Raw genomic sequence first — 14460 nt, 5'->3', positions numbered from 1 at the left:
AGGAACGGTCGCTTCCTTTGTACTCACCCTCTCGGGCTTTCCTCCGGGCTGCTTCCCTTCGGTCTTGCGTTTCCGACTCTATCAGATCTTTCCGATCCGATTTCCTCGGTGCTTTCCAGGTTCTCGCTTTCGCGTTTCCCTTTCCGGCGGTTCCGACTCTATCAGATCCTTTCGGCCCTGATTCCCAGTCAGCGGGAGTTGTCTGTACGGCCGTTGCGGGCCGTTCCGACGAGTGAGACTTTAGCGGATTCCCGGCTCCCGAGCTAATCGGGGGCCGCGTCCTTTCGAACGTGGATTCCTCATTTCGCAAATACGCATGCCAATGACACGACGGCAGACGGAACGACTGTCGTCGAGGTGTTGGCTGGTTCTTGCGGAATGGCTGTCCGGGGACCGACCGGAGTCGGCGCTCACGTCGGACAACTCGGAGAACAGTACGGATCGCGTAGAGCCGTGTCAACCCAGGTCCGGACGACCCCCCAGAGGCGTAAGGTGGCGGCCATGACTACGCGTACGTGCACCCAGCTGTGGTGGGCCGCCTGACGGCGGCCGTTCTCACGTATGCACTCAACGGCCGCCGCCTCGGCGGCCGTTTTCGTATCTCCCTCCAGAGGGTCGGCCGGCCGGGTGCGGCGGTCTCGACCAGGAGGTGGAGAGATGACGCGGGTGTTCAGCGGGGTCAAGCCGACCGGGCATCTGACGCTGGGGAACTATCTGGGGGCCATGCGGCGCTGGGCCGAGGTCGACCAGCACCGGTCCGACGCCGTGTTCTGCATCGTCGACCTGCACGCGCTCACCGTTGACCACGATCCGGCGCGGGTGCGCAGGCTGAGCCGGCAGGCGGCCACGCTGCTGCTCGCGGTGGGGCTGGATCCGACGCTGTGCACCGTGTTCGTACAAAGTCATGTGGACGAGCACGCTCGGCTGTCGTACCTGCTGGAGTGCGTGGCCACGGACGGCGAGATGCGGCGGATGATCCAGTACAAGGAGAAGGCCGGACGGGAACGGGAGCGCGGTGGGAGCGTGCGGCTGTCGCTGCTCACGTATCCGGTGCTGATGGCGGCGGACATCCTGGCCTACGGCACCGACGAGGTTCCGGTCGGGGACGACCAGGCCCAGCATGTGGAGCTCACCCGGGATCTGGCCGTGCGCTTCAACCAGCGGTACGGGAACACCTTCGTGGTGCCGCGGGCCACGCATCCGGCGGTGGCGGCCCGGGTGATGAACCTCCAGGAGCCGGCGTCGAAGATGGGCAAGAGCGACGACGCCGGTCCGGGGATCGTGTACCTGCTGGACGAGCCGGACGTGGTGCGGAAGAAGATCATGCGGGCCGTCACCGACAGCGGGCGGGAGGTCGTCTACGACCGGGAGGGGCGGCCGGGCCTGGCGAATCTGCTGGAGATCCTCGCGGCGTGCACGGGTGGGAACCCCTCGGCGTTGAGCGGTGTATATGAGTCGTATGGCGCTTTGAAACGGGACACCGCGGAGGCCGTGGTGGAGGTGCTCATGCCTGTGCAGGAGCGGCACAGGGAGCTGTGCGCCGATGCCGGCCAGGTGGAGGGGGTGCTGCGGGATGGTGCGGAGAGGGCTCGGGCGATGGCCCGGCCGGTCGTGGACGCCGCGTATCGGGCGATCGGGCTGCTGCCGGCTGCGTCCGCGGATATCGGGGTGACCGCTTAGGGCTGGTCCGGGTACGGCGACGGCCGCCCCTGGGGGGCAGGGGCGGCCGGGTGTCAGCTGTTGTTGCCGGAGGCGAGTTCGCGGCTGCGGTCGCGGGCCGCTTCGAGGGCGGCGATGAGGGCGGCGCGTACGCCGTGGTTCTCCAGTTCGCGGATGGCGTTGATGGTGGTGCCCGCCGGCGAGGTGACGTTCTCGCGGAGTTTGACGGGGTGCTCGCCGCTGTCGCGGAGCATCGTCGCGGCGCCGATCGCGGACTGGACGATGAGGTCGTGGGCCTTGTCGCGGGGCAGGCCGAGCAGGATGCCGGCGTCGGTCATGGCTTCGACCAGATAGAAGAAGTAGGCCGGGCCGGAGCCGGAGAGGGCGGTGCAGGCGTCCTGCTGGGACTCGGGGACGCGCAGGGTCTTGCCGACCGAGCCGAAGATCTCCTCGGCGTGGGCGAGGTGGCTCTCGGTGGCGTGGCTGCCGGCGGAGATGACGGACATGGCCTCGTCGACGAGGGCGGGGGTGTTGGTCATGACACGGACGACGGGGGTGCCCGCGGTGAGGCGCTCCTCGAAGAAGGAGGTGGGGATGCCCGCGGCACCGCTGATGATCAGGCGGTCGGCGGGGACGTGCGGAGCGAGTTCGTCGAGGAGGGTGCCCATGTCCTGCGGCTTGACCGTGAGGATCAGGGTGTCGGCGGTCTTGGCGGCTTCCGCGTTGCTGACCGGGGTGACGCCGTAGCGGCCGCGGAGTTCGTCCGCCCGTTCCTGGCGGCGGGCGGTGACCAGGAGGTCGGCCGGGCCCCAGCCCCCTCGGATCATTCCGCTCAGCAGCGCTTCACCGATCTTGCCGGTGCCGAGGACTGCGACTTTCTGGGTCATGGCTGGGGTGCCCTCCGGGGTTGCGTCGTCCGGTGTTCATCCTCCCATCGGGGGCTTGAGTGCGGGTGGGGTGTCCGGTGGGCGGGATCGGGCGGGGGGTCAGGCGGTGCGGCGGCGCAGGGTGGCGGCTCCGAGGGTCAGGACGAGGAGGGCGCAGCCCGCGACGATCAGTGCGTCACGGACGAAGGTGGCGGTCATGTCGGAGTGCTTGAGGACTTCGTTCATGCCGTCGACGGCGTAGGACATGGGGAGGACGTTGGAGATGGCCTCCAGGACGGGGTGCATGTTGTCGCGGGGTGTGAACAGTCCGCAGAGGAGGAGCTGGGGGAAGATCACGGCCGGCATGAACTGGACGGCCTGGAACTCGGAGGCAGCGAAGGCCGAGACGAAGAGCCCGAGCGCGGTGCCCAGCAGGGCGTCGAGGAGAGCGACCAGCAGAAGCAGCCACGGGCTGCCGGTGACGTCCAGACCGAGGCCCCACAGGGCGAGGGCGGTGGCGAGGACGGACTGGACGATCGCGATGGTGCCGAAGGCCAGGGCGTAGCCGGCGATCAGGTCGCCCTTGCCCAGGGGCATGGCGAGCAGGCGTTCCAGGGTGCCCGAGGTGCGTTCGCGCAGGGTGGCGATGGAGGTGACCAGGAACATCGTGATCAGCGGGAAGATCCCGAGGAGGGACGCGCCGATGCTGTCGAAGGTCTGCGGGCTGCCGTCGAAGACGTAGCGGAGCAGGAAGAGCATCACGCAGGGGACGAGGATCATCAGCGCGATGGTGCGCGGGTCGTGGCGGAGCTGGCGCAGGACCCGGGCGGCGGTGGCGGTGGTGCGGGAGAGGTTCAGGGCGCCGGTCGGGGCCGGTGCGGCCGGGCGGGTGGTGGTGCTCATCGGCTGGTCTCCTTCTCGCGGGCGGCGGCCGCGACCGCTTCGTCCACCAGGTGCAGGAACGCCGCTTCGACGGTGTCGGAGTCGCTGCGGGTGCGCAGGGCGTCGGGGGTGTCGTCGGCGAGGATCCGGCCCTCGCGCATCAGCAGGAGGCGGTGGCAGCGCTCGGCCTCGTCCATGACGTGGGAGGAGATGAGCAGGGTCGCGCCGCGGCGGGTGGCAATGTCGTGGAAGAGGGACCACAGGTCGCGGCGGAGGACGGGGTCGAGGCCGACGGTGGGTTCGTCGAGGACCAGGAGTTCGGGGGTGCCGAGGAGGGCGACGGCGAGGGAGACACGGTTGCGCTGGCCGCCGGAGAGGTTGCCGGCGAGGGCGTCGGTGTGGCTGGTGAGGTCCACGTCCTCGATGGCGCGGGTGACGTTCTCGTGGCGCTGGTCGGCGGCGGCGTGGCCGGGGGCGAGGATCGCCGCGAAGTATTCGAGGTTCTGGCGGACGGTGAGGTCGTCGTAGACGGAGGGGGCCTGGGTGACGTAGCCGATGCGGGTGCGCAGGGAGGGGTGGCCGGCGGGGTGGCCGAGGACGTCGAGGGTGCCGGTGACCTTGGCCTGGGTGCCGACGATCGAGCGCATCAGGGTCGACTTGCCGCAGCCGGACGGGCCGAGGAGTCCGGTGATCTGGCCGCGCGGGACGGTGAAGTCGATGCCTTGCAGGACGGTGCGGGGGCCTCGGTGGACGGTGAGGCCTTCGGCGCGGACGGCCGGGGTGTCGTCGGAGGTGCGGTGGCTGGATTCCGAGGGTGATTTGCCCGTTTCTGGAGGTGTTCGGGCGGGCTGTGGGTCCGAGTTGATATTCATCATGTGCTGATTAACGACCCATTCGAGGGGCGCCGTCAAGGGGTGTCGGGGGGCGATCCGGCGCGCGGGGAAGCGGTTGGAGGCGGGCGGTCCGCTTTGTGCGCCTACGTCACGGGGAACGCGAACGCCGCGGCCCCCGAGGTGGTGGGCCGCGGCGCGGGAGGGGTGGGTGGTTATGGCTTGAGGGCGACCAGGAGGTCCACGTCGTAGGTCTCCTCGACGATGCCGTCGGGGAACGCCTTCAGCAGGTGGGTCCGCTCCTCGGCGAGGAAGGCGGCGCTCGCCTCCTCGCCGTGGACGAGGAAGACCGAGTGGCTGCCGATGTTGGCGAGGTGGGTGTCGACCGGAACGCGGCGGCTCCAGCGGACCAGACGCTGGGTGAAGTCGAGGACTCCGTCCGGGTCGGCGGCCCGGGAACCGGTGCCGCTCCGCTCCACGACCGGGTCGATGCCGAAGAACTTCTCGGCGCGCAGCGCCTGGGCCGCCGCCCAGGGCACGTCGAGGACGTTGGTGTTCCACCACAGGGCGAGCGCGCCGCCCGGGCGCAGTACGCGCAGGGCCTCCGGGACCGAGCGGGCCGGGTCGGTCCAGTGCCAGGCCTGGGCCGAGGTGATCAGGTCCACGCTGGAGTCGGCGAGCGGGATGCTGTTGCCGTCCCCCCGGACGATGGGGATGCCGGGGTGCGCCTTGCGGAACTCGGCCGCCATGCCCTCTCCGGGTTCGACGGCGACGACCTCGGCACCACGGGCGTGCAGCAGTGCGGTGGCGATGCCCGTACCCGCGCCGATGTCCACGACGCGGGCGCCCGCGAGGGGGCGGCCGGCCAGTTCCTCGACGGCGTCGAGGAGGGCGGGTGGGTAGGAGGGGCGGTTGGCGGCGTACTGGGCCGCGGCGGCGTTGAAGGAGTGGGCGCGGGTGGAGTGGGAAGGCACAGCCGTCATACGGCCATGGTGGCCGGGGCGAGGGCGGGGTGGGGTCAGGATTCGGTGAGAAGTACGGGGCGCTCCGCGCGGGGGCGGGGACGGGGTACGCGGCGCTCCACGCGGAGGGCAGGTGTGCGGCGTCGCTGCGCGTATGGGGTTGGGGGTGCGCGGCGACTGTGGGTGCGGGGGTCGGGGGCTGCAGCGACTGTGGGTGCAGGGGCTGGGCTGCGTGCGCGGAGGTGGGGCGGGCCGGTCAGGGGGCCGGTGAGCGCGCTGATCCCCCGGTCGGGAGCTGCTGCGGTTGGGGCGTCCGCGCGCCGGTCGGGAACGCCGGGGCGGGAGTGCTTCGCTTTCGGCGGGCTGGGGCTGGGGCGCGTCGGAGCCGGGCGCACGGGGCTGGGCTGGGAGCCGTGTCAGCTTCGGCCGGGCCGGGGTACCGGGGCGGGGGTGCTTCGCTTCCGGCGGGCCGAGCGCACGGGGGCTGGGGCTGCGGGGCGTGTCAGCTTCGGCCGGCCCGGCATGCTGGCGCGGGGGTGCTTCGCTTCCGGTGGACCGAGCGCACGGGGGCTGGGGCTGCGGGGCGTGTCAGCTTCGGCCGGCCCGGGGTGTCCGGGCAGGGGTGCTTCGTTGGTGGTGGGTTGGGGGTGCGGGACCGCTGTGCTGTGTGGGGCGGTCAGGGGGTGCGGCGCTTCTTTGAGGGGTTGCCTGTGCGGCGCTTGGTGCGCTTTTCGTACTGGTGGCGGGCGGTCTCGTATTCCTCGCGGTGGAGTTTCTCTCCGGGGGCCTCGGTGAGGGAGCGGAGGAAGTAGGCGAGCAGGGAGCCGACGAAACCGATGGTCAGCAGGCCCCGGAGGGATGCCTGGCGGGCGGGGTCCGGGCGCTTGGCGAAGCCGTCCCAGGTGTTGCGGAAGGCGAGGGCGCTGCAGATCGCGAACATCACGATCATGAGGACCGTGACGAAGCTGCCGATGTCGGCGATCGCGAGGCCCTCGTAGGCGAAGCGGAGGACGAAGCAGGAGGCCACCGCGGCCGCCAGTGAGCCGGCCGCGACGCCGGCCCGGCGGGCCGGATAGCCGCCGGTGTGGTCGACCCAGGTCGTGCCGAAGAAGCGGATGGGCTCGGGGCGGGGGCCCGCGGCCTGGTCTGGGGTGCCGTTCACGTCGCTCACCCGTCGATTATGGCGGCCTGCCGTGGTCCCGGCCGTGACCGGGACCACGTCGTCCTCCGGGAGGTCAGCCGCAGCGCGAGGCGACGTAGCCGTCGCTGCCCGTCTGGACGTAGGCGTCCGAGACGAACTCGCCGTTGCTGATGTTGTCCCAGATCTTCGAGGTGCCGTAGGGGCCGGTCACCGTCGTGCCCGGCGTCTGGCAGTAGATCGGGACCCGGGTGCCCTCCGGCAGGACGCGGACGATGTCGTAACCCGTGCCGGGTCCGCTGCGGACGTTGAGGCGGACGCCCGGGGCGACCGCGTAGGTGCGGTAGGACGTGGCGGCGAGCGCCTCCGGCTGCGCGTCCGCGGTCGCCTCGTCCGCTCGGTCAACACTCATGAAGGACTCCCCCCGTTGAACCCCATGGCTGCCATGGGACCCCGTTGATTCCCCTGAATCACGCCACGAAACACCCGTACACGATTCGCACGCCGGGGCCAGCAAGCCGCCTCTGTCTCGTACGCATCATCGACTAGGCTCCGTGCGTCGCGCGCGCGGACGAACAGCACGGGGGTGGTCCCATGGCGCCACAGCGGAACGTCGGAGCGGGCGCGGAAGCGGAACTTCCGGAGTACGCCGGGCACTACAGGCTGGAGTCCTGTCTGGGATCGGGTGGCATGGGCGTCGTACATCTGGCCCGCAGCACCTCGGGGATGAAGCTCGCGGTGAAGGTCATCCATGCCGAGTTCGCCAGGGACCGCGAGTTCAGGGGCCGTTTCCGGCAGGAGATCGCGGCGGCCCGGAAGGTGAGCGGCGCCTTCACCGCGCCGGTCGTCGATGCCGATCCGACGGCTGAACGGCCTTGGATGGCAACCCTGTTCATCCCCGGGCCGACCCTCTCCGAGGAGGTCAAGCGGAACGGCTCGATGAGTTCGGAGCAGCTGCGTCGGCTGATGGCCGGGCTGGCCGAGGCGCTGCGCGACATCCACCGCGTCGGCGTGGTGCACCGGGACCTGAAGCCGAGCAACGTGCTGCTCGCCGAGGACGGGCCGAAGGTCATCGACTTCGGCATTTCCCGGCCAAAGGACAGCGAACTGCGCACCGAGACGGGGAAGTTGATCGGCACCCCGCCGTTCATGGCGCCCGAGCAGTTCCGGCGGCCGAGGGAGGTCGGCCCCGCGGCGGACGTCTTCGCGCTGGGGTCGCTGATGGTCCACGCGGCCACGGGACGGGGGCCGTTCGACTCCGACAGCCCGTACGTCGTCGCGTACCAGGTCGTCCACGACGAACCCGACCTGGCCGGCGTGCCGCAGAACCTCGCGCCGCTGGTGCTGCGCTGCCTCGCCAAGGAGCCCGAGGACCGGCCCACGCCCGACGAGTTGATGCGCGAGCTGCGTTCGGTGGCTGCCGCCTACGACACCCAGGCGTTCATACCGGCGCAGCGGACCGACGAGGAGCGGAAGAAGGAGAAAGAGAAGGAGAACGGCGGGGAGTCCCGCGCCGTCGAGGCCGAGCCCGGTGACGGCGGGGAGCCAGCCACGCGCGGGCCCGGGAAGCCCTGGCGGCGCAAGGCGGTGCTGGCCGGGGTGGTCTCGGCGCTCCTCGTCTCCGGCGCCTTCGCGGTGGTGCAACTCGCCGACGGCGACGGCCCGGTGCCCCGGGCCCGCGGCACCGGCCCCGCCTCCGCGGCCTTCGAACCGTGGGAGACCCCGACGGTCTCCGGCGCGCCGGCCGTCCCGCAGTGCTCGTACGGCGCGAAGCGGCTGCTGTGCGCGCAGCCCGGCACGGTGTTCGCGCTGGAACCGTCGGACGGCACCGTGCTGTGGCAGCGCCCGGTGGCGAGCACGGCGTTCCGGAGCGAGCCCCCGGCCCTGTCCGGCGGGCTGGTGCAGCCCCTGACCGACGAGGACGCCCGGCTGGCGGGCCTCGACCCCACCTCCGGCGCCGCACGCTGGACACGCGCCACGCCCGACCACAGCGGTATGCGTGCGGTGGGCGGCATGCTGCTGTTCACCGCCGCCGACGGCACCGTCACCGCGCTGGACGGGGCGACGGGCCGGACCGAGTGGAGCCGTCGGATCCCCGGCCAGGACAGGCCCTACTTCTCGTCGTTCCCCGGGGACCCGCTGGCGTACGCGAGCCATGTCTCCGACGACGGCACGAGCACACTGGTCACCGCCGTGGACCCGGCGTCGGGCGCCGTGCGGTGGGAGGAGCGGCTGGAGGGGATGCTCGAACCGTTCGCCGCCCGCGAGGGCGTCCTGTTCTTCCTGGTCGTCGAGCCCGCGAGCGGTGATGCCACCGCCGTTCTGCGTTTCACCCCCGGTACCCGCAAGCCGCTGCGGATGACCCTGCCCGTACCCCGCCAGGACCCCCTGGCCACGGTGCGCGGGGACGTGGTTCATCTGCTGTCCCGCGGCGGCGCCCTGGACGCGCTCGACCTGGAACGGCGCAAGCGGCTGTGGTCACTGGAGACGTCCGTGAGCCGGGGTTCGGCGCCGGTCACCGACGGGCGGTACGTCTATGTCACCGCGGCCGACGGGCGGATCCTCGCCGTCGACGCCGAGGAGGGCCTGCTGGTCGGGCAGACGCCGCCGAGGCTCTCCGCGAAGGCGGACTGGGTCGCGACGGAGGTGCCCGCGCCGGTGCTCGCCGGGGGCCGGGTGTTCGCCGGCGCCCCCAACGGTTCCGTCTTCGCGGCGGACACCCGGGATCCGTCCCGCTGGTGACACGCCGAAGGGCCGCCCGCGCCCGCGGACGGCCCTGGGACGTGGTGCCCGGGTGTCAGCCCTGGGACGTGGTGCCCGGGTGTCAGCCCAGCTTGCTGACGTCGCGGACGGCGCCCTTGTCGGCGCTGGTCGCCATGGCGGCGTAGGCGCGCAGCGCGGCCGAGACCTTGCGCTCGCGGTTCTTCGGGGCGTACACGCCGTTCAACGCCTGCTCGCGGCGGGCGAGTTCGGCGTCGTCGACGAGCAGCTCGATCGTGCGGTTCGGGATGTCGATGCGGATGCGGTCGCCGTCCTCGACGAGGGCGATCGTGCCGCCGGAGGCGGCCTCCGGGGAGGCGTGGCCGATGGACAGGCCCGAAGTGCCGCCGGAGAAGCGGCCGTCGGTGATCAGCGCGCAGGTCTTGCCGAGGCCGCGGCCCTTGAGGAAGGAGGTCGGGTAGAGCATCTCCTGCATACCGGGGCCGCCCTTGGGGCCCTCGTAGCGGATGACGACGACGTCGCCGTCGGTCACCTGCTTGTTGAGGATCTTCTCGACGGCCGCTTCCTGGGACTCGCAGACCACGGCCGGGCCCTCGAAGGTCCAGATGGACTCGTCGACGCCGGCCGTCTTGACCACGCAGCCGTCCACGGCGAGGTTGCCGCGCAGCACGGCGAGGCCGCCGTCCTTGGAGTACGCGTGCTCGGCGCTGCGGATGCAGCCGCCCTCGGCGTCCTCGTCGAGCGCCTCCCAGCGCTCGGACTGGGAGAACGCCTCGGCCGACCGGACGCAGCCCGGGGCCGCGTGCCACATCTCGACCGCCTCGGCGGAGGGGGAGCCGCCGCGGACGTCCCAGGTCTTCAGCCAGTCCGACAGGGACGGGCTGTGCACGGCGTGCACGTCCTCGTTGAGCAGGCCCGCGCGGTGCAGTTCGCCGAGGAGGGCGGGGATGCCGCCGGCGCGGTGCACGTCCTCCATGTAGTACGTGCGGTCCTTGGCGACGTTCGGCGCGACCTTCGCCAGGCACGGGACGCGGCGGCTGACCGCGTCGATCTCGTGCAGGCCGAAGGGGACGCCCGCCTCCTGCGCGGCGGCGAGCAGGTGCAGGATCGTGTTGGTGGAGCCGCCCATCGCGATGTCCAGGGCCATGGCGTTCTCGAAGGCCCGGAAGGTGGCGACGTTGCGGGGCAGGACCGTCTCGTCGTCCTGCTCGTAGTAGCGGCGGGTGATGTCCATGACGGTGCGGGCCGCGGCGACGTAGAGCTCCTTGCGGGCCGTGTGCGTCGCCAGGACCGAGCCGTTGCCGGGCAGGCTCAGGCCGATGGCCTCGGTCAGGCAGTTCATCGAGTTGGCGGTGAACATGCCGGAACAGCTGCCGCAGGTCGGACAGGCGTTCTCCTCGATACGGAGGATGTCCTCGTCGGAGATCTTGTCGTTCACCGCGTCGGAGATCGCGTCGACCAGGTCCAGGGTGCGGACGGTGCCGTCGACCAGCGTGGCGCGACCGGACTCCATCGGGCCGCCGGAGACGAAGACCGTCGGGATGTTCAGCCGCAGGGCGGCGTTCAGCATGCCCGGGGTGATCTTGTCGCAGTTGGAGATGCAGATCAGGGCGTCGGCGCAGTGCGCCTCGACCATGTACTCCACGCTGTCGGCGATCAGGTCGCGGGAGGGCAGGCTGTACAGCATGCCGCCGTGGCCCATGGCGATGCCGTCGTCCACCGCGATCGTGTTGAACTCGCGCGCGATGCCGCCGGCCTCGGTGATCGCCTCGCTGACGATCCGGCCGACCGGCTGGAGGTGGGTGTGGCCGGGAACGAACTCCGTGAAGCTGTTGGCCACGGCGATGATCGGCTTTCGGCCGATGTCCGCACCGGGTACACCGGAGGCGCGCATAAGGGCGCGGGCGCCCGCCATGTTGCGGCCGTGGGTGACTGTGCGGGACCTCAGCTCGGGCATCGTCGCTCGCTCCTTCAGACAGATAGGGCTGCTATTGAGCGTACGCCGGTCATCCAGGGGGCGGACACGGTGTCCGTAATACGGGATACGCGTCTCGGCGGGCGGCCGGGGTCCGGTTCCCCCGCCGGGTTCCGGGGCCCGGGTCCGCGCCGGGAAGCCCGGTTCCGGGTCCGCGCCGGGAAGCCCGGGGCGTACGGGGGTCTACGGGCTCATCAGGTGGCCCTGCACCACCGGTGCCACCCGCGCGATGATCCGCTCCGGGTCGGCGGAGGCGAGCGGCTCGATCTTCATCACGTACCGCATCATCGCCACGCCGACGAGCTGGGCCGCCGCGAGTTCGGCGCGCAGGTCGGCCTCGGGGAGGTCGAGCTGTTCGCCGATCCGGCGCAGCAGCTGGGCGGCGATCAGCTTGCGGAAGACGGCGGCGGCGGCCTCGTTGTTGACGGCGGAACGGACGATCGCGAGCAGCGGGGTCCGTGTCACCGGGTTCTCCCAGAGCCCGAGGATCATCCGGGTCAGGCGTTCGCCCACTCCCTCGATCGGCCCCTCGAACACGCTGTCGCGGGCCTTGATCACGGGCGCGAAGGCGACCTCCACGGCCGCCTCGAAGACCTGTTCCTTGGTGCCGAAGTAGTGGTGCACCAGGGCCGAGTCCACGCCGGCCGCCTTGGCGATGCCGCGTACGGAGGTCTTCTCGTAGCCCCGTTCGGAGAACTCCGCCCGGGCCACGGTCAGGATTCGGTCCCGGGTGCCGGCGGCCTCGCTGCGGGTGCGCCGGCCCCGGCCCCGGCGGGGGGCCGCGGTGTCCGTCACGGGCGTGGCACCTTCACGGCGGAGGCCAGGTGGAGCCGGGTGAAGGCGAGCGCCTCGGCGAGGTCGGCCTCCCGCTCGGCGCTGGACATCGCCCGCCGGGTGTTGACCTCGATCACGACGTGGCCGTCGAAACCGGTCAGGGCGAGCCGTTCCAGTACCTCGGCGCAGGGCTGGGTGCCGCGGCCGGGGACGAGGTGCTCGTCCTTGGCCGAGCCCCGGCCGTCGGCGAGGTGCACATGGCCGAGGCGGTCGCCCATCCGGTCGATCATGTCCACGGCGTCCGTGCGGGAGGTCGCGGTGTGGCTGAGATCGATCGTGAAGTGGCGGTAGTCGTCCTTGGTGACGTCCCAGTCGGGGGCGTACGCGAGCATCTCGCGGTCGCGGTAGCGCCAGGGGTACATGTTCTCGACGGCGAACCGCACGTCCGTCTCGTTCGCCATCCGCCAGATTCCGGTGACGAAGTCCCGCGCGTACTGGCGCTGCCAGCGGAACGGGGGGTGCACGACGACCGTGTCGGCGCCCAGCTTCTCGGCCGCCGCGCGGGCGCGCTTGAGCTTGGTCCAGGGGTCGGTGGACCACACCCGCTGGGTGATGAGCAGACAGGGGGCGTGCACGGCGAGGATCGGCATCCGGTGGTGGTCGCTGAGTCGGCGCAGGGCCTCGATGTCCTGGCTGACCGGGTCGGTCCACACCATGACCTCGACGCCGTCGTACCCGAGGCGCGCGGCGATCTCGAAGGCCGTCGCCGTCGACTCCGGATACACCGAGGCCGTCGACAGAGCGACCTTCGCATCCGGGATCCGCACGACTGGTTCTGCCACGAGGGACAGGGTACGGCGCCGCACTCGGCGCCGGGGGGCCGATCGCCGTGCACGGGCTGTGCGGGCACGGCTCTCGGCCAGGGGGCGGCGCGGGCCCCCGGGGCGGGCCGGGGTGGGGCCCGGGAGGGAGCGCGGGGGCGGCTCGCAAGCGCGCGTACAGGGCTTTTGCGGGGCTTCCGGCTGCGGGCCGGGGGCGGCGGGGCGGGCTCCCCGGGCGGGGTGCGGGGGCTCGTTCCGGTGGGGGTGCGGCGGGGCGGGAGGCGGGGGCGGCGCGTGGCGCACTTCACGCGGGGGTGGCTCGAAATCGCGGGGTTCTCGGTGAACGCGGGGCGGCGTGAGGTGGGGTCGGCCCTCCGCCGGGAGGCGTGACGTGGGGTTTCGTCGGCGCCGGGAGGTTGCGGGTGGCGTGCGCGGGGCTCGCCTCACGCGCCCGGTCGCCTCCGCGTACGGGGTTGCGCGGGGCCGGCGCGCGGGCCTCACCTCGTACGCCCCGTCGCCTCGAAGCACGGGGAGGCGCGGGGCTCACAACCGCGTACGGCTGCGCCCCTCGCACGCCTCGGAGTCAACCGGCGGATGATCCGGCCTCGTACGCCTCGGGCCCCCGGCGGCACGCCTCCGACCTCCGTCGGACGGTACGGGCTCGCACGCCCCGAACCCCCGGCCGACCCCGGCCGCACGCCCCCGGCATCCGGCCGATCGCCCGGCCGCACGCCCCCCAACCGCCCTCGGACAGTACGGCCTCGCACGCCCCGAACCCCCGGCCGACCCCAGCCGCACGCCCCCGGCATCCGGCCGATCGCCCGGCCGCGTGCCTCGGAGCGCCGTCCGATGAGCCGGCCACACCCCTCAGACCACCGGCATGTGGTCCAGGCGGCGCAGGATCACGCCCTCGCGCAGGGCCCACGGGCAGACCTCCAGGGTCTCCACCCCGAACAGGTCCATCGCGCCCTCGGCCACCAGCGCGCCCGCCAGCAGCTGGCCCGCGCGGCCCTCCGAGACGCCGGGCAGCTCAGCGCGCTGCGCCACCGTCATCCCGGCGAGCTGCGGGACCCACGCCTCCAGGGACTCCCGCTTCAGCTCGCGCTGGACGTAGAGGCCCTCCGTGGAGCGGGCGGCGCCTGCTATGCGGGCGAGCTGCTTGAAGGTCTTGGAGGTGGCGACGACGTGATCGGGGCGCCCGAAGCGGCTGAACTCGCCGACCGTCCGCGCGATCTGGGCGCGGACATGCCGGCGCAGCGCGCGGATGTCGTCGGGTTCCGGCGGGTCCGCGGTCAGCCAGCCGGCGGTGAGCCGCCCGGCGCCGAGCGGCAGCGACACGGCCGCGTCCGGTTCCTCGTCGATGCCGTAGGCGATCTCCAGGGAGCCGCCGCCGATGTCCAGGACCAGGAGCTTCCCGGCCGACCAGCCGAACCAGCGGCGCACGGCGAGGAAGGTGAGCCGGGCCTCCTCCGCGCCGCTGAGGACCTGGAGCTCCACCCCGGTCTCGGCCTTCACGCGCGCCAGGACGTCGTCGGCGTTGCTGGCCTCGCGCACCGCGGAGGTCGCGAACGGCAGCAGGTCCTCGACGCCCTTGTCCTCGGCGGCCTGGAGCGCGTCCTTGACGACCGACACCAGTTTGTCGACCCCGTCGGGGCCGATGGCACCGCTCTCGTCGAGCAGTTGGGCCAGGCGCAGCTCCGCCTTGTGCGAGTGCGCGGGCAGCGGACGCGCGCCCGGGTGCGCGTCCACCACCAGCAGATGCACCGTGTTCGATCCCACGTCGAGGACACCGAGTCTCATGTAGGGCACGCTACTGCCCGCCGGGCCGTTCA

12 protein-coding genes are annotated in these 14460 nt (G+C 72.1%); 2 read left to right on the top strand and 10 right to left on the bottom strand.

The annotated features are described in order from the left end of the window. Window positions 1–657: 657 nt before the first annotated feature. Window positions 658–1680 (top strand): tryptophan--tRNA ligase, encoded by a 1023-nt coding sequence (gene trpS / locus ABT296_RS12390; protein ID WP_351926102.1) that lies wholly within the window; start codon window positions 658–660, stop codon window positions 1678–1680. Window positions 1681–1733: 53 nt separating this feature from the next. Here trpS and proC read toward each other — a convergent pair whose 3' ends face one another. From proC to ABT296_RS12360, 6 genes are all read right to left on the bottom strand, one after another. Continuing rightward, window positions 1734–2546: a pyrroline-5-carboxylate reductase gene (gene proC, locus ABT296_RS12385; protein ID WP_351926100.1), complete on the bottom strand. Its 813-nt coding sequence runs from the start codon at window positions 2544–2546 to the stop codon at window positions 1734–1736. 99 nt (window positions 2547–2645) lie between these two features. Then, window positions 2646–3428 carry an ABC transporter permease gene (locus tag ABT296_RS12380; RefSeq protein WP_351926098.1) on the bottom strand — a complete coding sequence of 261 codons (783 nt, stop codon included), beginning with the start codon at window positions 3426–3428 and terminating at the stop codon, window positions 2646–2648. After that, entirely contained in the window at window positions 3425–4282 is an 858-nt protein-coding gene (locus tag ABT296_RS12375) for an ABC transporter ATP-binding protein (RefSeq protein ID WP_351926096.1), read from the bottom strand. Before ABT296_RS12375 ends, ABT296_RS12380 begins: the two co-directional genes overlap by 4 nt. 170 nt (window positions 4283–4452) lie before the next feature. Next, window positions 4453–5220 (bottom strand): class I SAM-dependent methyltransferase, encoded by a 768-nt coding sequence (locus ABT296_RS12370; protein WP_351926094.1) that lies wholly within the window; start codon window positions 5218–5220, stop codon window positions 4453–4455. Between the two features lie 655 nt (window positions 5221–5875). Continuing rightward, on the bottom strand, window positions 5876–6370 hold the full coding sequence (locus tag ABT296_RS12365) for an EamA/RhaT family transporter (RefSeq protein WP_351926092.1): 495 nt from the start codon (window positions 6368–6370) through the stop codon (window positions 5876–5878). Window positions 6371–6434: 64 nt separating this feature from the next. Beyond that, window positions 6435–6749: an SH3 domain-containing protein gene (locus tag ABT296_RS12360; protein WP_351926090.1), complete on the bottom strand. Its 315-nt coding sequence runs from the start codon at window positions 6747–6749 to the stop codon at window positions 6435–6437. A gap of 182 nt (window positions 6750–6931) precedes the next feature. Here ABT296_RS12360 and ABT296_RS12355 point away from each other — a divergent pair, with 182 nt between their 5' ends. Continuing rightward, on the top strand, window positions 6932–9079 hold the full coding sequence (locus ABT296_RS12355; protein ID WP_351926088.1) for a serine/threonine-protein kinase: 2148 nt from the start codon (window positions 6932–6934) through the stop codon (window positions 9077–9079). An 82-nt stretch (window positions 9080–9161) separates the two neighbouring features. Here ABT296_RS12355 and ilvD read toward each other — a convergent pair whose 3' ends face one another. From ilvD to ABT296_RS12335, 4 genes are all read right to left on the bottom strand, one after another. After that, window positions 9162–11015, bottom strand: a complete 1854-nt coding sequence (gene ilvD / locus ABT296_RS12350) for a dihydroxy-acid dehydratase (RefSeq protein WP_351926086.1) — start codon at window positions 11013–11015, stop codon at window positions 9162–9164. 201 nt (window positions 11016–11216) lie between these two features. After that, the gene (locus ABT296_RS12345) at window positions 11217–11828 is read right to left on the bottom strand and encodes a TetR/AcrR family transcriptional regulator (protein ID WP_351926084.1); all 612 of its coding nucleotides are present in this window, start codon (window positions 11826–11828) and stop codon (window positions 11217–11219) included. Continuing rightward, window positions 11825–12649 carry a sugar phosphate isomerase/epimerase family protein gene (locus tag ABT296_RS12340; RefSeq protein ID WP_351926082.1) on the bottom strand — a complete coding sequence of 275 codons (825 nt, stop codon included), beginning with the start codon at window positions 12647–12649 and terminating at the stop codon, window positions 11825–11827. The genes ABT296_RS12345 and ABT296_RS12340 overlap by 4 nt, the downstream gene beginning before the upstream one ends. An 846-nt stretch (window positions 12650–13495) precedes the next feature. Further along, the gene (locus tag ABT296_RS12335; RefSeq protein WP_351926080.1) at window positions 13496–14428 is read right to left on the bottom strand and encodes a Ppx/GppA family phosphatase; all 933 of its coding nucleotides are present in this window, start codon (window positions 14426–14428) and stop codon (window positions 13496–13498) included. Between the last annotated feature and the right edge of the window lie 32 nt (window positions 14429–14460).

The sequence above is a fragment of the Streptomyces sp. NPDC000983 genome (assembly GCF_040299205.1).
GTDB lineage: Bacteria > Actinomycetota > Actinomycetes > Streptomycetales > Streptomycetaceae > Streptomyces.
This window is presented reverse-complemented; position numbering and strand designations above follow the sequence as displayed.

Coding starts and splice junctions, on each gene's coding strand:
- ABT296_RS12355 (WP_351926088.1), top strand. CDS start 6,932: ATGGCGCCACAGCGGAACGTCGGAGCGGGCGCGGAAGCGGAACTTCCG.
- ilvD (WP_351926086.1), bottom strand. CDS start 11,015: ATGCCCGAGCTGAGGTCCCGCACAGTCACCCACGGCCGCAACATGGCG.
- ABT296_RS12370 (WP_351926094.1), bottom strand. CDS start 5,220: ATGACGGCTGTGCCTTCCCACTCCACCCGCGCCCACTCCTTCAACGCC.
- ABT296_RS12335 (WP_351926080.1), bottom strand. CDS start 14,428: ATGAGACTCGGTGTCCTCGACGTGGGATCGAACACGGTGCATCTGCTG.
- ABT296_RS12375 (WP_351926096.1), bottom strand. CDS start 4,282: ATGATGAATATCAACTCGGACCCACAGCCCGCCCGAACACCTCCAGAA.
- trpS (WP_351926102.1), top strand. CDS start 658: ATGACGCGGGTGTTCAGCGGGGTCAAGCCGACCGGGCATCTGACGCTG.
- ABT296_RS12360 (WP_351926090.1), bottom strand. CDS start 6,749: ATGAGTGTTGACCGAGCGGACGAGGCGACCGCGGACGCGCAGCCGGAG.
- ABT296_RS12380 (WP_351926098.1), bottom strand. CDS start 3,428: ATGAGCACCACCACCCGCCCGGCCGCACCGGCCCCGACCGGCGCCCTG.
- proC (WP_351926100.1), bottom strand. CDS start 2,546: ATGACCCAGAAAGTCGCAGTCCTCGGCACCGGCAAGATCGGTGAAGCG.